Source organism: Arthrobacter sp. KNU40, from assembly GCF_051515115.1.
Taxonomy (GTDB): Bacteria; Actinomycetota; Actinomycetes; order Actinomycetales; family Micrococcaceae; genus Arthrobacter.
The window spans coordinates 20,330-38,078 of the sequence record NZ_CP195850.1 but is presented as its reverse complement, the minus strand read 5'-3'; the positions used below and the strand labels follow the sequence as shown (position 1 = coordinate 38,078).

General features: G+C 63.4%; 18 protein-coding genes and 1 tRNA gene. 16 read left to right on the top strand and 3 right to left on the bottom strand.

Going from position 1 to position 17,749, the window contains the following annotated elements:
* Positions 1–57: 57 nt before the first annotated feature.
* The gene (locus tag ACSKT0_RS00195) at positions 58–741 is read left to right on the top strand and encodes a TetR/AcrR family transcriptional regulator (RefSeq protein ID WP_437771989.1); all 684 of its coding nucleotides are present in this window, start codon (positions 58–60) and stop codon (positions 739–741) included.
* Positions 742–868: 127 nt separating this feature from the next.
* On the opposite strand, the gene ACSKT0_RS00190 is transcribed toward ACSKT0_RS00195, so the two are convergent.
* A tRNA-Leu gene (locus ACSKT0_RS00190) sits at positions 869–951 on the bottom strand.
* A gap of 362 nt (positions 952–1,313) precedes the next feature.
* On the opposite strand from ACSKT0_RS00190, the gene ACSKT0_RS00185 reads away from it, so the two are divergent.
* From ACSKT0_RS00185 to pknB, 7 genes are read left to right on the top strand one after another with little or no spacing between them, the layout of a single operon-like run.
* The gene (locus ACSKT0_RS00185; RefSeq protein WP_437771988.1) at positions 1,314–2,057 is read left to right on the top strand and encodes an FhaA domain-containing protein; all 744 of its coding nucleotides are present in this window, start codon (positions 1,314–1,316) and stop codon (positions 2,055–2,057) included.
* Between the two features lie 5 nt (positions 2,058–2,062).
* Positions 2,063–2,545, top strand: coding sequence for an FHA domain-containing protein FhaB/FipA (locus ACSKT0_RS00180; protein ID WP_059390255.1), 483 nt, complete (start codon positions 2,063–2,065; stop codon positions 2,543–2,545).
* A 3-nt stretch (positions 2,546–2,548) separates the two neighbouring features.
* Complete coding sequence (locus ACSKT0_RS00175) at positions 2,549–4,243, top strand: PP2C family protein-serine/threonine phosphatase (RefSeq protein WP_437771987.1); 1,695 nt, start codon at positions 2,549–2,551, stop codon at positions 4,241–4,243.
* Entirely contained in the window at positions 4,240–5,607 is a 1,368-nt protein-coding gene (locus tag ACSKT0_RS00170; RefSeq protein WP_437771986.1) for an FtsW/RodA/SpoVE family cell cycle protein, read from the top strand. The genes ACSKT0_RS00175 and ACSKT0_RS00170 overlap by 4 nt, the downstream gene beginning before the upstream one ends.
* A complete protein-coding gene (locus tag ACSKT0_RS00165) occupies positions 5,604–7,061 on the top strand; it encodes a penicillin-binding transpeptidase domain-containing protein (protein ID WP_437771985.1) in 1,458 nt (485 codons plus the stop codon). Before ACSKT0_RS00170 ends, ACSKT0_RS00165 begins: the two co-directional genes overlap by 4 nt.
* Entirely contained in the window at positions 7,058–8,869 is a 1,812-nt protein-coding gene (locus tag ACSKT0_RS00160; RefSeq protein WP_437771984.1) for a protein kinase domain-containing protein, read from the top strand. Before ACSKT0_RS00165 ends, ACSKT0_RS00160 begins: the two co-directional genes overlap by 4 nt.
* 6 nt (positions 8,870–8,875) lie before the next feature.
* Positions 8,876–10,846, top strand: coding sequence for a Stk1 family PASTA domain-containing Ser/Thr kinase (gene pknB, locus ACSKT0_RS00155; protein WP_437771983.1), 1,971 nt, complete (start codon positions 8,876–8,878; stop codon positions 10,844–10,846).
* Here the strand turns inward: pknB and ACSKT0_RS00150 are convergent.
* Together ACSKT0_RS00150 and ACSKT0_RS00145 are read right to left on the bottom strand one after the other, a co-directional pair.
* Entirely contained in the window at positions 10,843–11,484 is a 642-nt protein-coding gene (locus ACSKT0_RS00150) for an aminodeoxychorismate/anthranilate synthase component II (RefSeq protein WP_345448282.1), read from the bottom strand. The genes pknB and ACSKT0_RS00150 overlap by 4 nt on opposite strands.
* Positions 11,485–11,654: 170 nt before the next feature.
* Complete coding sequence (locus ACSKT0_RS00145; RefSeq protein ID WP_437774107.1) at positions 11,655–12,383, bottom strand: class E sortase; 729 nt, start codon at positions 12,381–12,383, stop codon at positions 11,655–11,657.
* A gap of 310 nt (positions 12,384–12,693) precedes the next feature.
* On the opposite strand from ACSKT0_RS00145, the gene ACSKT0_RS00140 reads away from it, so the two are divergent.
* The 8 genes from ACSKT0_RS00140 (at position 12,694) to ACSKT0_RS00105 (ending at position 17,674) form a co-directional block, all read left to right on the top strand.
* Positions 12,694–12,945, top strand: a complete 252-nt coding sequence (locus ACSKT0_RS00140) for a cell division protein CrgA (RefSeq protein ID WP_437771982.1) — start codon at positions 12,694–12,696, stop codon at positions 12,943–12,945.
* 42 nt (positions 12,946–12,987) lie between these two features.
* The gene (locus ACSKT0_RS00135; RefSeq protein WP_437771981.1) at positions 12,988–13,497 is read left to right on the top strand and encodes a methylated-DNA--[protein]-cysteine S-methyltransferase; all 510 of its coding nucleotides are present in this window, start codon (positions 12,988–12,990) and stop codon (positions 13,495–13,497) included.
* Positions 13,497–14,003: an RNA polymerase sigma factor gene (locus ACSKT0_RS00130; protein WP_437771980.1), complete on the top strand. Its 507-nt coding sequence runs from the start codon at positions 13,497–13,499 to the stop codon at positions 14,001–14,003. Before ACSKT0_RS00135 ends, ACSKT0_RS00130 begins: the two co-directional genes overlap by 1 nt.
* Positions 14,000–14,620, top strand: a complete 621-nt coding sequence (locus ACSKT0_RS00125; RefSeq protein WP_437771979.1) for a methylated-DNA--[protein]-cysteine S-methyltransferase — start codon at positions 14,000–14,002, stop codon at positions 14,618–14,620. Before ACSKT0_RS00130 ends, ACSKT0_RS00125 begins: the two co-directional genes overlap by 4 nt.
* Entirely contained in the window at positions 14,617–15,312 is a 696-nt protein-coding gene (locus tag ACSKT0_RS00120) for an alpha-ketoglutarate-dependent dioxygenase AlkB family protein (protein ID WP_437771978.1), read from the top strand. Before ACSKT0_RS00125 ends, ACSKT0_RS00120 begins: the two co-directional genes overlap by 4 nt.
* Positions 15,313–15,368: 56 nt before the next feature.
* Positions 15,369–15,971 carry a DNA-3-methyladenine glycosylase I gene (locus ACSKT0_RS00115; RefSeq protein WP_437771977.1) on the top strand — a complete coding sequence of 201 codons (603 nt, stop codon included), beginning with the start codon at positions 15,369–15,371 and terminating at the stop codon, positions 15,969–15,971.
* Positions 15,972–16,277: 306 nt separating this feature from the next.
* On the top strand, positions 16,278–16,640 hold the full coding sequence (locus ACSKT0_RS00110; RefSeq protein ID WP_437771976.1) for an ArsR/SmtB family transcription factor: 363 nt from the start codon (positions 16,278–16,280) through the stop codon (positions 16,638–16,640).
* Positions 16,637–17,674 (top strand): cation diffusion facilitator family transporter, encoded by a 1,038-nt coding sequence (locus tag ACSKT0_RS00105; RefSeq protein WP_437771975.1) that lies wholly within the window; start codon positions 16,637–16,639, stop codon positions 17,672–17,674. The genes ACSKT0_RS00110 and ACSKT0_RS00105 overlap by 4 nt, the downstream gene beginning before the upstream one ends.
* The last annotated feature ends 75 nt before the right edge of the window (positions 17,675–17,749 follow it).

The following is a 17,749-nucleotide window of genomic DNA, read 5'->3' as shown; positions in this document are numbered from 1 at the left end:
CGGCTGTGAAGACCCAAATGGAATAATGCATTGACACAGCCTCCAGAAAGGTCAGCGATGCCTGAACCCACCCCCGCCCCGGGCGAGACCAAAGCGCGCCGCAGGGCAGGACGGCCAATGGCGGCGGTCCTGGACCAGGATGGAATCACTGCAGCGGCGCTGGAACTGATCAGCAAGAAGGGCTACGACGGCCTCACCATGGCGGCCCTCGCGCGATCCCTAGGTGTAGCGCCGTCGGCCCTTTACAACCATGTGTCCTCCAAGGATGAGGTCCTCAAGCTCGTGGAAGAAGACCTGATGTCCAAGGTCGACTTCGGCGGTTTCAGCACGCTCCCCTGGGAGGAGGCCGTCAGGCAATGGGCATATTCCTACCGCGGTATCTTCGCAAGGCACACCCCGCTGATCTCGGTGATCGCGGTCCTTCCCGTGACGGACGCCCCGCAGACGCTCGCAATGTACGAAGCCGTCACGGAGGGATTCCTCCGTGCGGGTTTCCCGGAGAAGCAGATCATCCCAAGCATCGTAGCCCTCGAGGCCTATATTTTCGGTGCTGCTTTCGACGCGAACGCGCCGGCGGACATTTTCGATTCCGGCCGCTTGGCCGACTCCACGCCGCACTTCACTTCGGCGGTCCGCAGCCTTGGACCTGAACGGAACAACTACCCGTCCGACCTCGCGTTCAGCATGGGCTTGGATGCCCTGATCACCGGGCTCGGCGCGCTCCGGGCATCGCCCAACTAGCTCGCAGTTGTTGTCGTTATGAGCCGTCAAAACGACAACAAATGCGAGTCAGTTGGGTGTTCAACACGGGTCAGTTGGGTGTTAAACAAAGGAACCCCGGTCAGAGACCGGGGTTCCTTGAATTGCGTGCGCGAGGGGGGATTTGAACCCCCACACCCTTTCGGATACTGGCACCTGAAGCCAGCGCGTCTGCCGTTCCGCCACTCGCGCGCAACTTCCTTCGCCCGGGCCGTACCTGGTTTCCCCGGCCTTACCCCTGCGAAAGCAGCGAGATCAAGCATAACGGACAACCCGCTGAAAACACCAATCGACCAAGAACGAGGCCGTAAAACCCCGGGACGCCACGGATTGCCGGTTGCCCACAGCATACGGAAATCCGGCGAGGAGCATCCCGAAATGATGCAGGCCGGCGAACTTTTCCGGCGTTCCAGCCGTTGTGGAATAAGGCCATTCACAGTCTTGCCCAGTAGTATCGGGGTTGAAGACAGGCTTCTCGCGTGCGCTCCGGCCACTGCGGGGATTCGTCTTGGCTACTGATACTGCAGGGTCAACGAAGCGGAAGGAGAAAGACCATGGGCTTGCTTGACAGGGTTGAGCGCGGCATCGAAAAGGCCGTCCGCGGCGTCTTCTCCACCGGTTCGCGGGCTCGGGTGGAGCCGGTGGAGATAGCGAGCAAACTTCGCCGAGAACTGGACAACCAGTCCATCACTATTTCGGCCGGCCGCACCTTGGCTCCCAACGTCTTCGATGTCCTCTTGAGCGATCAAGACTTCGCGCGCGCCCAGGACTGGGGAACTCCCCTGGCCGAAGAATTGTGCGACGTCGTCATCCAGCACGTGCGCAGCCAGGGTTACATCCTGCAGGGTCCGGTACGGATCTCCTTCCGTCACGACGAAGCCCAGCGCGAAGGCCATTTCGAAATCACGTCCCGCACGGAGAAATCCGACCGGGCGGCAGCGCCGGCTGCTCCTCGGCCCGTTGTCCCCGCGGCGCCGAGCCGCGAGCCCACCCGGCTCCAGCCTGTCCTGGACATCGGCGGACAACGCTATTCCCTCAACGCGCCTTCCATCGTGCTGGGCAGGTCATCCGAGGCCGACATCCTGGTGGATGATACCGGCGTCTCGCGCAAGCACTTGGAAATCCAGACGGCCGACGGAGTCATCCGCGCCGTCGACCTCGGTTCCACCAACGGAAGCTACGTCAACGGCCATAAAGTGGACGGCAGTGTGGAACTTACTGACGGATCCACCATCACCATGGGACGGACCAAGATCATCTTCAGACTTCTCCCCCAGCCCTCTGGTGGGCGCCCGTGAGCGACATCAGTGAACTGACCATCACCGCCCTCCGCTTCGGCTTCCTGCTGTTGCTGTGGATTTTGATCTTCAGCATCGTCTCGACCATGCGTCGTGATCTCGTGATCGGCCGCAAAGCAGCCATGGGAACTCCGACGGCGCGCGAAGTACGCAAGCACCCGGAGCTCGCCCCCGCGCCACCCCAGCCCGTGAAGCAACAGGCGCACCAGCTCGTCGTCGTCGAAGGCCCGCTCAAGGGGACCACGCTTCCTTTGGCCGCGAGCCCGATTCTCCTGGGCCGCGCACAAGAGGCCACGTTGGTCCTCGAGGATGATTATGCTTCGGGCAGGCACGCGCGCTTGTTCCCCCAGGGCAGCCGATGGTTCATCGAAGATCTTGGCTCCACCAACGGCACCTACCTCGCCGATCAGCAACTGACCCGCGCCCTGCCGGTGGAGCTTGGTGTCCCCGTGAGGATCGGCAAGACGGTCATCGAATTGAGGGCGTAGCCCATGGCTTCCCCCCAAGCTTCCGAGGGCAAGGCTCTGCCTCCGGACCTCCCCCTCATCATGCGTTACGCGGCGCGGTCCGACGTCGGGCGTGTCCGCTCGAAGAACGACGACTCTGCGTATGCCGGCCGGCATCTTGCCGTCGTGGCGGACGGAATGGGCGGGCACGCGGGCGGGGACGTCGCCTCGGCATCCACCGTGCTGGACATGATCCACCTCGATCACGATTCCTACCCGGACGGCGCGGAAACAGTCCTGGCAGACGAAATCCAGACTGCCAATTCCCTACTCTCCGAGCTCGTCCACGTGGACCCGAAGCTCGCAGGCATGGGCACCACGGTCACCGCCCTGCTCCTCGAAGGCAGGCGGCTGCACTTCGCGCACATCGGCGATTCCCGCGCCTACCGCCTGCGCAATGGCAAATTCGAGCAAATCAGCGTGGACCACACTTTCGTCCAGAGGCTGATCGACGAAGGCCGCCTGCGCCCCGAGGAAGCCGAGACCCACCCGCACAAAAACGTCCTCATGCGCGTTCTGGGCGACGTGGACGCGAGCCCCGAGCTGGACCTGGACGAGCTCGACGTCGTACCGGGCGAACGCTGGCTCCTCTGCTCCGATGGCCTGAACTACGTCCAAGGCGCGGTCGTGGAGCAAGTCGTCCGCGAAACCAAGGACCTCGCCGAGTGCGCTGAACTCCTCGTTGAGCTCACGCTCGCCAACGGCGCTCCCGATAACGTCACCGTGGTGCTGTTGGAAATCGTGGAAGAGACCGGCGACAACCTCAGCACGGCCGCCGTCGACGTCGTCCGGGAAGCACCAGTGCCGCCGAAAGCGGCCGATCCCGGAAAGTCCGCGCAGAGCAAGGACAGCGCGCACGGCAACGATGCGGCAGCCCAGGTCAAAGAGTCCGGAGCCAACAGCCCCGCAGCCGCGGCAAATCCCACCGCAGCGGCGGGTCCCGTAGCGGGTTCGGCAAAAGCCGCCGGGACCCCTGAGCCTCCGACGGCGACGGACCCGCACCTTGGCGAGCACCTGTCAGCCGAGATCCTCCGCGAAGAACTCGCAAGCCGTCCCCACGAACTGGTCGGTGCCGCCGCGACCGCGGCCGATACGGGTTCGATTCCGACCATAGCCGGACGCAGCGTTGCACGCCGGGCTGCCACGGTGCTGACCCACAAGGCTGAACAGGACCGCCAGGATCCGCAACCGCTTGCCGTCCGGAAACGGCGCTGGCTGACGCCGGCCATTGCCGCGGTCTTGGCCATTTTCGTGGTCGCCGGGCTGTGGCTCGGCTATGCGTGGACCCAAACACGCTACTACGTCGGTGAATTCAACCAGCACGTCGCGATTTTCAACGGCATTTCACAGAGCCTTGGCCCGTTCCAGCTCTCGAAAGTAGAGGCCACGACGGGCATCCGCATGGATTCTTTGCCTGAATTCACGCAACAAGTCGTTCGCCAGACCGTTCCGGCGCGGGATCTCGCCGATGCCCAGCAAATTGTGAAAAACCTGCAGGAAAAGGGCACCACGGGGCTGCCCGTCAATTGCCCCACGGGCACAGCCAAGCCGACGGCGAGTCCCACCCCCACGGCAAGCCCGACGCCTGCAAGCCCGAGTCCGGCAAGCCCGGGTCCTTCGAACCCGCCAACATCGTCACCCACGGCCACGGCTGCCCCTACGTGCGCGGTGTCGCGATGATTCTGGCCATCACCACACCCAAGCCCCGCCGCAACGTCGAGCTCGTCCTGCTGGTCCTTGCCCTCGCTGTGGGAATCGGCGCCAGCGCCATGGTCGGGCTCAACAGTCCGGCCGCTTTCGACGGCGATTTCTGGTTCCAGTCGAGTCTCTTGATCGTGGCGGCATTCGCTTTTCACATGATCCTCAGGTTCCGCGCAAAATATGCCGATCCGATCATCCTTCCGATCGTCGTTGCCCTCAACGGTTTGGGACTGGCCCTCATCCATCGCATGGACCAGCCAGGCGAGGATACGGGTAACAACCAGTTGCGCTGGACCCTCCTGGCCATGGCCGTGTCAATCGTCGTGATTTGGTTCCTCAAGGACCACCGCCTCCTTCGCCGTTTCACTTTTATTTCGCTTGCGGCCAGCGCAGTTCTCCTTGTGCTGCCGCTCGTTCCCGGTATCTCCGCTGGCGAGGTGCTCGGCGCCAGCGTCTGGATCCGGATCGGTCCCATGACTTTCCAACCAGGCGAAATCGCCAAGATCACCCTGGCTATATTCTTCGCAGGTTATCTTTCCTCCAACCGGGACCTCATCCTGCTTGCCGGGCGAAAAATCGGCCCCATGCAATTGCCGCGCTTCAAGGATCTTGGACCGATGATCACGGCTTGGCTCGTGAGCATCGGCATCCTCGTGTTCCAGCGGGACCTCGGCACGTCAATCCTTTTCTTCGGCTTGTTCATCGTCATCATTTACGTGGCAACAAGCCGAATCAGCTGGGTCGTCATCGGAGTCGCGCTGATCCTTGGCGGTGGATTCCTGGCATCCAGGTTCTTCTCGCACGTCGCGTTCCGCCTGGACAGCTGGTGGAACGCCTTCACCCCCGAAGTCTTCGACCGATCCCCGGGCGGCAGCGGACAGATCGTCCAAGGCCTCTTCGGCATGGCCGATGGCGGCCTCGGAGGCACAGGGCTCGGACAGGGCAGGCCGGATCTGGTGCCGTTTGCCAACAGCGACATGATCGTGGCCCTCATCGGTGAGGAACTCGGACTGATCGGTCTCTTTGCCATCGTGATGCTCTACATGCTCCTCTTCACGCGCGGGTTCCGCGCGGCTCTTGGCGCGCGGGACGCGTTCGGCAAGCTCTTGGCTTGTGGCCTGTCCTTTGCCATAGCGCTGCAGTGCTTCGTAGTGATCGGCGGCGTCACGCGGCTCATCCCCCTGACGGGGCTGACCACTCCATTCCTTGCTGCGGGCGGTTCCTCCTTGCTTGCCAACTGGATCATCGTGGGCTTGCTGCTCATGATTTCGAACACCGCGCGCGGCCCGGTGGACACTACGCCCATTACCCATGCCCCCACAGAGGCGGTGCAGACCTCATGAACCATTCCATACGCAATTCGTGGATGGCAGCAGTTGCCATGTTCGCCCTGCTCTTTGGCGCGATCAGCTATGTCCAGGTCATCGGCGCCGGCGACCTCAATGACAATCCGTGGAACCAGCGCGCCGTCCTGGCGAACTACTGCAACGACCGCGGTGCCATCATCGTGGGCGGCAAGCCGATCGCCGAATCCGTCGCCGGAGACGAAACCTGCAAGTACCAGCGCAGTTACGCCCAACCGGAGCTCTACGCCGGGATCACAGGCTACTTCTCCAGGACTTACGGGTCCACCGGACTCGAGCAGCAGCTCCGCGATGAGTTGGCAGGCAGCTCCGACCAGCTCTTCCTTGACCGTGTGAGCCAGATTTTCCTCGGGAGCCAGCCGAAGGGCGCCTCGGTGGAATTGACCCTCGATCCCGTGATCCAGAAGCTGGCATACGACCTCATTCCTGACGGTCAGCGCGGCTCAATTGTCGTCACCAACCCGAAGACGGGTGCCATCATCGCGATGGTTTCCAAGCCGTCCTATAACCCCAACCTGATCGCCACGCACGATCCCGCCAAGGAAAAGGCCGGTTACGATCAAATCAACCAGGTCCCCGGCATCAACCTCAACCAGTCCGTGAGCGGGCCCACCGGCGAACTGTTGGCGCCCGGTTCCGTGTTCAAGCTCGTCGATACCGCGGCTGCATTGAGCTCCGGAAAGTACAACAAGGACAGTGTCTTGCCGAACCCGGACAGCCTGCCCTTGCCCGGTTCGAACGCCTCGCTGCCGAACTATGCCGGCGGCAACTGCTCAACCCGCAACACAGCCGATTTCCCTTTCGCCCTGGAACAGTCGTGCAACACGCCCTTCGCGAGCATCGCCCTGGACCTGGGTCAGAACGCCATCGCGGACCAGGCCAGCAAGTTCGGCTTCGGACAGGATTTCGGGGACCAGCTCAAGCTGCAGTCCGCGGTCAGTGTCTTCCCCAAAAATCTGGACCAGGCGGCCCTGGCCCAGTCCGCCGTCGGGCAGCGTGACGTCAGGGCCACTCCGCTGCAAATCGCCATGATGACCGCCGCTATTGCCAATAAGGGCGTCCAGATGAAGCCGAACCTTGTCAAGACTGTGCGGGCACCTGACCTGCGCGTCATCAGCGAGCCCAAGGCCGAGGCGCTGCGCACTTCCACCACGCCCGATATCGCCAGCCAGATCACACAGTGGATGACCGACGTCGTATCCAAGGGCATTGCGAGCGGTGCCGCGGTGCCGGGAGTCCAGGTGGCCGGCAAGACCGGTACGGCGCAACTCGGCGATTCAGGCTTGAACAACTCATGGTTTACCGGGTTCGCCCCGGCCAACGACCCGCAGGTAGCCGTCACCATTGTCATGGAAGGCGTTGATGTGTCTACAGGCGCAAAGCTAACCAGTCCGAACGCGAAGAAGATTTTTGAGGCGGTGTTGAACAAGTGAGGCCTACGTCAGGAATCACCCTCGGCGGCAGGTTCCAGCTGACCAGTCGCATTGCGATTGGCGGCATGGGAGAGGTCTGGAGGGCAAAGGACCAGATCCTCGGCCGGATCGTCGCCATCAAGGTACTCAAGGAGGAATACACCGGTGACCCCGGGTTCCTCCAGCGGTTCCGCGCCGAGGCCCGCCACACTGCGCTGCTTAATCACGTGGGAATAGCCAACGTCTTCGACTACGGAGAGGAAGACGGCTCCGCCTACCTGGTCATGGAATTGGTACCAGGTCAGCCGCTGAGCAGCATGCTGGAACACGAGCAGGTCCTTTCCCCGGACCGCACCCTGTCCATCATTTCCCAGACAGCCCGGGCGCTGGCCCCCGCGCATGCCCAGGGCCTGGTGCACCGGGACATCAAGCCGGGCAACCTGCTGATCACGCCGGACTTCCGTGTCAAGATCACCGACTTCGGTATCGCCCGCCTGGCAGACCAGGTTCCGCTCACGCAGACCGGCCAAGTCATGGGTACGGCGCAGTACCTGGCTCCGGAGCAGGCCACCGGACAAACGGCAACAGGCGCCTCGGACATATATTCCCTCGGGATTATCGGCTACGAGTGCCTCACAGGGCATCGTCCGTTCTCCGGCGAATCCCAGATCGCCATTGCTCTGGCCCAGGTCAACGACGCCCCGCCGCCGCTGCCTGAAAGCCTGCCTACCCCGGTACGCGCCCTGCTGATGTCCATGCTCGCCAAGGATCCGAGGAACCGTCCTGCGGATGCCATCAAGCTGGCTGAAGCCGCAGAGGCGATCCGTGCCGGCGACATTGCCAAGGCACACGCCGCCGTGCCCGGGATGTTGCTGTTCGAATCGGCCACGGGCCCCATCACCGCACCCACGGACATCGCCACCGCGCCCACCGGCATTGTCACCTCGCCGTACGGGAGGGAAGCACGGTCGACGTCGACGTCGGCGCTCCCCGTGGTCGGCGCCGCAGCCGCCGGAGCCGCAGCGGTAGGGGCCGCAGCCGAAGGTGGAAATTCGCTGGCCCGTGCCAACGCCCTGGCCGCCGAACGCAGTTTGGATCAGGCCGGCGAGCACAACCAGTACATCCATGAAGAAGAGGAGTACCAGGAGGAGCCGCAGCGGAAGAAACGCAGCCCGTGGACGTGGCCGCTCATTGCACTGATCGTGCTCGTTCTGCTCGCCGTGGTGGGGGCGATCCTGACCCAATCCGGGCTGTTCTCGCCCAGCAGGCCGGCACCGGCGAGCACCACCCCTCCGGCCCAGGTCTCTAGCGCACCGCCAACCTCGGCAACTCCGAGCCCAACGGAGACCTCGGCCAGCCCCACGCCCACCACGTCCACCCCCGATACGATCAACCTGATCCCGGAGCAGTACAAGGGACAGCCGTACGACAAGGTGCGCTCGGACCTCAATGCACTCGGCCTCGCGGTCAACGGCGTCCAGGTCTTCGATCCATCCACGCCCGGCACTGTCATCGACATCAATCCTTCCGGTCCCGTGGCCAAGGGATCGACCATCACCGTCAACTACTCCAAGGGACCGCAGATGGTCACGGTGCCGACCATCGGCAAGGGAGCCACCGAATCGCAAGTACAGGCCACCATCGAAGGTGCGGGCCTGCGCTGGGTCACGGGAGCCCCCGTTGACGGAGCAACCGGCCAGGCGCCGGGAACATTCGTCAGTTCCGATCCTGCAGCCGGGCAGAAAGTACCGGCCGGGTCCGTCGTGACCTATCACCTGTCCAAGCCGACCACGAACCCGTCGTCTCCTTCCCCTAAGACCACCCCGTAGGACACCATGCCAACCGGACGCTCCACCCCTGCCCACAGAGAGGACAGCACTCCAATGACATCCCACCGCGTCCTCAACGGGCGGTACGAACTCGGTGAATTGCTCGGCCGTGGTGGCATGGCCGATGTCTACAAGGGCGTCGACACGGTGCTCGGACGAACTGTCGCGGTGAAACTGCTCCGTGCCGATCTTGCCCGCGATCCGCAGTTCCATGCCCGCTTCAAGCGCGAGGCGCAAGCGGTGGCGGCCCTGAACCACTCCTCTATCGTCGCCATCTACGACACCGGCGAGTACACCGTGCCCGGTGGCCCGGGCGAGGACGTCCGGGTCCCTTACATCGTCATGGAATACGTGTCCGGCCGGACTGTCCGCGACCTGATCCGAGCCAAGGAACTGGACATCGATCAAGCCATCGAATTCATCCTTGGCGTCCTCGCCGCTCTGGAATACAGCCATAAGGCCGGAATCGTCCATCGCGATATCAAGCCGGCCAACGTCATGGTGACCGGGGAGTCAAACGATGTGAAGGTCATGGACTTCGGAATCGCCCGGGCGATGGCCGATTCGGCGGCAACCATGACCCAGACGCAGGCCGTGGTTGGTACTGCCCAATACCTGTCGCCCGAGCAGGCCCTCGGCGAGACCGTGGATGCCCGCAGTGATCTGTACTCTGCGGCGTGCCTCCTGTTTGAAATGCTGACGTCGCGTCCTCCGTTCACGGGCGATAGCCCTGTCTCGGTGGCCTACCAGCACGTCCGCGAGATCCCGGAACCCGCCAGCACCTTCAATCCGGCCGTTTCAGAGGCACTGGACAGTGTCCTGGCCAAGGGCCTGCAGAAGAATCGCGCGGATCGTTTCCAGGATGCTGCTGCCTTCCGGCGCGCCCTGCGTGCGGCCAAGAACGGCGTTTCTGTTCCGGCAGTTGCCGCCGGAACGCCCACCGACGTTCAGGAGGCGGTGCCGTCGACACAGCAGATTCCGGAGGGTGGCCTGGCTCGCGGCCTGATGGGCGCAGAATTCCTGGACAGCACCCTGAGCGGAGAGCCAGGCAACGGCCAGGCCGCCGGCGACCAGGACATGCTGGCCCGGGAGGCAGCCGAATCGGAGTCTGACGCTGAGCACGACGGCGCCATGCCGCTTGGTTTCGCCCTTGAACGCGAGCGGACCGCCAGGCAGAAGTCCCGCCGTCGTGCGTGGACCGCAGTGGTGGTTATTTTGGTGCTGCTGGTCTTGGCCGGCGGCGGATTCTGGGTGTACACCACGGTGAACCAGAAGCCGGCCCCGCCCCCGTTGATCGCTGTACCGGCGGTCACCACCATGACCGAGGCCACGGCATTGCAGATGCTTTACAGCGCCAATCTCAGCCCGGAGTCTCATCATGTCCCGGATGACAAGGTACCCAAGGGGATAGTGATCAGCACCGACCCCGGCGCGGGGTCCCAAGTGGCGCCGAAATCACAAGTCACGCTGAACGTTTCAGACGGGCCGGTCTCGGCGACCGTCCCGGCAGGCCTGAGCGGACTCACCGAGGCCGCTGCCCGCGACCTCCTGCGCCAGGCTGGACTCGTAGGCGGGTCAAGTACCTTGGCCAATAGTGCCACGGTCCCCGCGGGCTCCGTCATCAGCACCAAGCCGGCTTCCGGGGCCGTGGTGGGCGTGGGCAGCACCGTTGACTTGGTGGTGTCCACGGGCAAAGTAGCCGTGCCTCAACTCATTGGATTGTTCAAGGCCGATGCCGAGGCACTGCTCAAGCAAAACGGCCTGGCCATCGCGGTCACCGAACAGGAGAATTCGCAAGTAGCCCCTGGAAAGGTGACGGGCCAGGGAGATGCCTTCAATTCCCTCGTGGAGCAGGGCAAGACCATCAGCGTGATTGTCGCGAAGGCTCCCGCCCCGCCCCCGAGTCCCACTCCGACCCCCACGCCGTCTCCGAGCGACACGAAGGGCGGCGGAGGCCTGGGCGGACTGGGCGGCTAGCGCTGGATCAGGGGGCTCAGGGTGGCTGCACGGGCGGCCGCCCCGGACATCCCGAGTGATTCAAGCCAGTTGCCGAGCATAAGGTAGCCACCTTCGGTGAGCACCGATTCCGGGTGGAACTGCACACCGCACAGCGGCGCCGAACGGTGCTGCAGGCCCATGACCACCCCGCTGGCGGTTTCGGCGGTGATTTCCAGGACGTCGGGAATGCTTTCCCGGACAGCCGCCAGGGAATGGTAGCGGGTGGCCGTTACCGGCGAAGGCAGACCCGCGAAAACGCTTTTGCCGTCATGCTGCACAGGTGATGTCTTGCCGTGCATCAGCTCTGGCGCGTGCGTGACGGTCCCGCCGTAGGCCTCGGCGAGTGCCTGGTGCCCGAGGCAGACCCCGAACATCGGTTTGTTGTTGTCTCCGCACCACCTGATCAACTCAATGCAGACTCCGGCGTCGGCCGGGGTTCCGGGGCCGGGGGAGATCAGCACTCCGTCGCGCGCATCCGCGAGCTCGATCGCTTCGGCGAGGGTGACGTCGTCGTTCCGGACCACTGTGGTTTCCGCACCGAGTTCCTGCAAGTAGCCGACCAGGGTGTAGACGAAGCTGTCGTAGTTGTCCACGACGAGGATTTTTGTTGTGCTCATGGCTGCTGTGCTAAACCAATCGTTGAGTCGGTGAAAGTAGTGAACTGTGACATCCAGGGGAACAGGAACTGGACCATCAAGACAAGCGCGCATGCCACGAGGGCCGCTGATGTCAGGATACGCACCCAGAGGGGTCCCGGAAGGTGGCGGAAGATCCATCCGTACATGGCTTAACCCTTTCCGGCCGTCTGGGCGACTTGCTTGGCGATGTCCTGTGGTGGCCCGGCGGATGCCGGCTGCCAGCTTTCCAGAACGGAGTAAGCGATGATGCGTTCTTGCGCACCGAAGCGCGGATTGCAGCTGGTCATGGTCAGGTAGCTTTCGGTGGGCGTCGCACCGGGCTGTGTGGGAACCGGAAGAAGGACGTCCGTCCGGGAAGGCAGCACGATCTGGTTGTTGCGGAAAACGTACGTGTAGTAACCGTCTTTGGTCTGCACATATATCTTGTCGCCCGGAACCAGGAGATGGATGTTGTCCAGCACTGCGCCATGGGTCTGGCGGTGCCCCGCGACGGCGAAGTTGCCCGGGGCTCCCGGCATGCTTGTGGTCCCGTAATGGCCAAGGCCGAGCGTGTCCAGAATGTCGGAACCGGTTCCCTCGATGATGGGCCGCGAATAATCCGGGCCGAATCGAGGAATGTACATGATGCCGATCATGCCGCCGTGCTCGGGAGCCTCGCCAACCACGGGCTTCCCGTAGTCCGGCGGTGCAGCAGGGTTGGCAGGGGCAACAGGCGCCACCGGTCCCGCAAAACTCTTCGCAAAACCCTGGACGGCCTGACTTTGCTTGGCGTCGGCTTCGACGTTTGTCCACCACAGTTCCCAAGCCACAAAGAGCAGCAGGATGAGTCCCGCGGTGACGAGCAACTCGCCCACGATCTGGACGATTTTGCGCACAATGTCGCCCGTGCTCGACCGTCCCTTGCGCCTCGCCGACCGCGGCTTGTGTCCCCTGGTGCGGCGACCCTCCGCGCCGGTTCCTGTGCCGTCGTCCGGCACGGCAGCGGCTTGCTGCGTCTGCTGCTGCGCCACTGGATCTCCTCTTTGCAGGCGCGGATGCCCGACGACGAGCGGCCTCCGAAATCCGGCTAGACTTGACTGCTAGAACGAACCCCGGAATTGCCGCGTGCGCGTTGACCGCTGGAATTTTCCTTCCTGCAGGATATCAAGCTGGCGCGTGGCCTTTCATTCAGCCGGCCAAGGAGGATCCGTGCCCGAGTCCAAGCCCCGCAAGAGGGCTGCCCGCCCCACCGAAGCGGCCACCGCACAGCAGTACAAGCCGAATCCCGTTTGGTACAAGCCCGTCATGTTCGGTCTCATGATCATCGGCCTGCTGTGGATCATCACCTTCTACATCACCAGCGGCCAGCTTCCCGTGGCCGCATGGGCGTCCTGGAACATCGTGGCAGGTTTCGGCATCGCGATTGTCGGCTTCCTCATGACCACGCGCTGGCGTTCCTGAGCGGCGACCTCACATTTCCGCCGCCTGCAGCGTCTACTAGACATGACCACCAGGCACACAACAATTGATTCCTCGCTGGGCCGGCTCACACTGACTGCCCAGGACGATCAGCTGACCGGCATTTTCTTCGAGGGTCATTGGCATATGCCGCCTTCGGAATTCTTCGGTGAAGCCGTCCCGGCCGAGGATCCCCTGTTCCAGCAAACTGCCGTTGAACTCGGCGAATACCTGGCTGGCGAGCGGACCGTGTTCGACGTGCCGTTCAAGGCTTCAGGGAACCCGTTCCAGCAGCGGGTCTGGGCAAGGCTCGAAGAAATTCCGTACGGGGAAACCGTCAGCTACGGAGAACTGGCCACTGAACTGGGCGATCGCAACCTTTCCCAGGCCGTCGGCTCGGCAGTTGGCCGCAATCCATTGAGCATCATCATCCCGTGCCATCGGGTGGTGGGGCGCGACGGGAAGCTCACCGGATACGCCGGCGGCCTCGATAACAAACGGTTCCTCCTGGAACTCGAAGAACCAGCAGCGGCGAAGGAAAGCAAGCTCTTCTAATGGAGCCCAAGAAGCCGTTCGAGCTGGTCGTCCGGGAGCACGGACCCACGGTCCTACGCGTGTGCGGAGCGGTTCTCGGCGTCCACGACGCGGAAGACGGCTGGTCCGAGACTTTCCTCTCCGCGTTGAAGGCCTACCCGGAACTTCCGGCCGGTGCCAACGTCCAGGCCTGGCTCGTGACCATCGCCCACCGCAAATCCATCGACATCGTCCGCTCCAGGAACCGCCAGCCGGTTCCCGTGGAGGAACTGCCCGTGCGACCGTCGGGTCTCGGAATCCCCGGCGACGGTCACCGGGAGATGCTCGACGCCGTCGGGCAGCTTCCGCCGAAGCAGCGCCTGGCGGTGGCGTACCACTACCTCGCCGGGCTCCCCTACAAGGATGTCGCCGGGCTCCTCGGAGGAACCCCCGACGCCGCGCGTCGAGCGGGAGCCGACGGCGTCAAGGCGTTGCGTGCCATTCTCCTCGACAGCTCCTTGAGCAACGTGAAAGAAGAAACCCCATGACCATCAACCACGACGAACCGGACGTCTCCAAACTCCTCGCACCCCTCGATTCCGTGGAGCCGGCTGTCATGCGGCGGCTCCACGACCGCCTCGCAGCGGCTGCAGCGGAGCAGCACGCCCTCGACATTGCCTACCGCACGGTGGACTCCCCGCTCGGCAAACTGCTCCTTGCGGCCACCGAGCGGGGCATGGTGCGCGTGGCATTCGAAGTGGAAGACCACGACGCCGTACTGCAGCTGCTCGCGGAAAAGCTCAGTCCGCGGATCCTTTTCTCAGCGAGCCGCCTGGATCCGGCTGCCCGCGAACTGGACGAATACTTCGCCGGGACCCGGCACCAGTTCGACCTCCCCCTGGATTTCAGCCTTTCGCGCGGGTTCCGGCTCAGCGTCCTGGAACATTTGCCCCAAATCGCTTACGGCCACACGGAAAGCTACGCGCAAGTGGCCTTGGCGGCCGGAAGTCCGCGAGCCGTGCGCGCCGTCGGCACTGCTTGCGCCACCAACCCGCTGCCGGTGATTGTTCCTTGCCACCGGGTGGTGAAATCCGATGGATCGTTTGGCAACTACCTCGGCGGCATGGAAGCCAAACGAGCCCTGTTGGCGCTCGAGGCCGCATGAGTTCAGGGTGGACAGAGCCGCTGTTTCCGCTTGAGTTGCCGGACCCGCCCGACGCCGGTCCCCGGGAGATCGCGCCCGGCGCGGTGCACGTTCCGGGCTGGTTGAGCCTTGAGCAGCAACAGTGGATCGCAGCCCGTTTCGAAGACTGGACGCGGGGTCCCGTCCCCTTGCGCGCCGCCGTCCTTCCAGGCGGGCACCCGATGTCCGTCCGGACGGTCTGCCTCGGCTGGCACTGGCAGCCCTATCGATACACACGCGAGGCCTTTGACGTCAACGGGCGGCGGGTCCTCGACTTTCCTGACTGGATGGTGCGTCTGGGCCGCAAAGCGCTCTTCGAGGCCGACGGCGACGCCGCCGAAGCCGCCGGCTACACGCCGGACACTGCGCTGGTGAATTTCTACGACGGGGCCGCCAAGATGGGGATGCACCAGGACAAGGACGAAAGGTCCCGGGCCCCTGTGGTCTCCCTCAGCATCGGAGACAGTTGCGTCTTCCGCTTCGGAAACACGGAGACGCGCACCAAGCCGTATACCGACGTCGAACTCTCCTCAGGAGACCTCTTCGTGTTCGGTGGAGCATCCCGTTTTGCGTACCACGGAGTCACCAAAGTTCTCCCCGGAACCGCTCCCGAAGGCTGCGGGCTGCCGCGGGGGCGGATCAACATCACCATGCGTGTCACGGGAATGTCGTAGGACGGGGGCACAATGTCAACAACAGCTTTTGCCCGGCTCCCTGTGGAGGAACAACTATGAACCCGCCCGAGAACGGCACCATCATTGGCGACGACGGCCTTGCGCGTCCGCCGTGGGCATCCGTTGACCCGCTCATGCGCGAGTACTACGACCACGAGTGGGGCATGCCCGTCCGGGACGAACGGGGCTTGTATGAGCGCATCAGCCTCGAGGGATTCCAAGCGGGCCTGTCCTGGGCCACCATCTTGCGCAAGCGGGAGGCATTCCGGTCCGCTTTCCTGGACTTCCACCCTGAAAGCGTCGCGGCTTTCGCGGAGGCCGACGTCGAACGGCTGATGCAGGATTCGGGAATCGTGCGCAACCGCCTTAAGATCCGTGCGGCCATCACCAACGCCAAGGCCACCATCGCCTTGCGGAGCGAGGGCGGGTTGGTGGACTTCGTGTGGTCGTTTCAACCGGCGTCGACCCCGGAACCGCGTACGTTTGCCGACGTCGCTACCCAATCGCCGGAGTCAATTGCTCTGTCCAAGGCCCTGCGTAAGAAGGGCTTCGCTTTCGTAGGCCCCACCACCATGTATGCGCTGATGGAGGCGATCGGGATGATCGATACCCATCTTCTTGACAGCCACCGTCGGGGCAGCTCCGGAGTTTGGCTCTGATACCCACCGCTTTCCACAGAAGTGCGTAACTTTATCCACAGCTGTGGACAATTCATGTGGACATCCATGTACATGAAGCCAGGATCCCCGACTTTCAGGTGAAAACGGGGCCTTCACGCCTTGGACCTCAGGTTTTACCCAGTGTGCACAAGGCTGTGGATAGTGTCCGCGGGTTCACTGAGAGTTCACTCCCGGGGTATTGAGAACTTCATTCTGACCCGCCGAACGCTGCGCCTCATCGACCTCCGATTCGCCATCCTAGGCCCTCGATGTGGGTTTGGCTGGGATATGTGAAAGAATCTGCGTATGAATGCAGATAAGAGTCCTTGCTCGCTGGGCGTCGACAGCCAGTATGTTGAATTGGCTGTGGAAGTGTTCGCGATGCTGGCTGACGCGACGAGGGTCCGGATCGTACTGGCGCTCCGGAATGGCGAAATGGCCGTGGGAGCGCTGGCGGAAATCGTCGGGAAGTCGCCCGCCGCAGTATCGCAGCACCTCGCCAAAATGCGCTTGGCGAGGATGGTTTCCACGCGGCAGGACGGAACCCGGGTCATGTACCGCCTCGAGAACGAGCACGCCCGCCAGTTGGTCGCGGATGCAATATTCCAGGCAGAACACGCCCTGGGCGGTACCCCTGCACACCACCGCGCAGAACAGGAATCGGCATGAGCGGTCACCAGCAAGTTGGTCATCACGAGGACCACGTGCACGACCACGACCACGACCACGACCACGACCACGACGGACACTCGCACGAGCACCACAAGGGGCTCAAGGGGTGGCTGTATGAGCTTTTCGTCCCGCACACCCACGATGCCGCCGATTCAATCGACGACGCGCTTGAGTCCAGCACACAGGGCGTCCGGGCCCTGAAGATCAGCCTTTTCATACTCCTTGGAACCACCGTCCTTCAGTTCCTTGTGGTCCTCATCAGCGGCTCCGTCGCATTGCTGGCCGACACCATCCACAACTTTTCGGACGCACTCACCGCAGTGCCACTATGGATTGCATTCATTCTGGGACGTCGCGCGGCAACCCGACGCTACAACTATGGATACGGGCGGGCGGAGGACCTTGCCGGACTGTTCATTGTCGGCGTGGTCGCGCTTTCCGCAGTAGTCGCCGCGTGGCAATCCATCGATCGCCTGTTCCATCCGCAACCCCTGCACAATCTGTGGTGGGTACTTGCGGCCGGACTCATTGGCTTTGCGGGCAATGAAATTGTGGCCGTCTACCGGATCAGGGTCGGCCGGCAGATCGGGTCAGCTGCGCTCGTTGCCGACGGCGTGCATGCACGCATTGACGGATTCACCTCCCTCGCTGTGGTGCTTGGCGCCGGCGGCGTGATGCTCGGCTTCCCTTTGGCGGACCCGATTGTCGGCCTGATGATTTCGGCGGCCATCATCGTCCTGCTCTGGGGCACGGTACGCAGCATCGGACGACGCCTGATGGACGGTATAGAACCCGAACTGCTCGACAGCGCCCAGGCGGCGTTGGAAACGACACCCGGAGTACTCTCCGTGCCGAAGCTGCAACTGCGTTGGGTCGGCCATCGCCTGCAGGGCGCCGCCACTGTCGTTGTCGCCAACGCGCCACTGTCAGCCGTGGAAGAAACTGTCAGCGAGGCCAGGCATCGGCTGGAGCACGCGCTCCCTAAGCTCGACGACATGGTGATACAAACCGTTACAGAAGCTGGCCGCTGATCGACCGGATCCTGTTCCCAACCGCCGCCCAGCCGCTGCGGCTAAGATGGCCCACTGAACCTTAAGTTGAGCCAC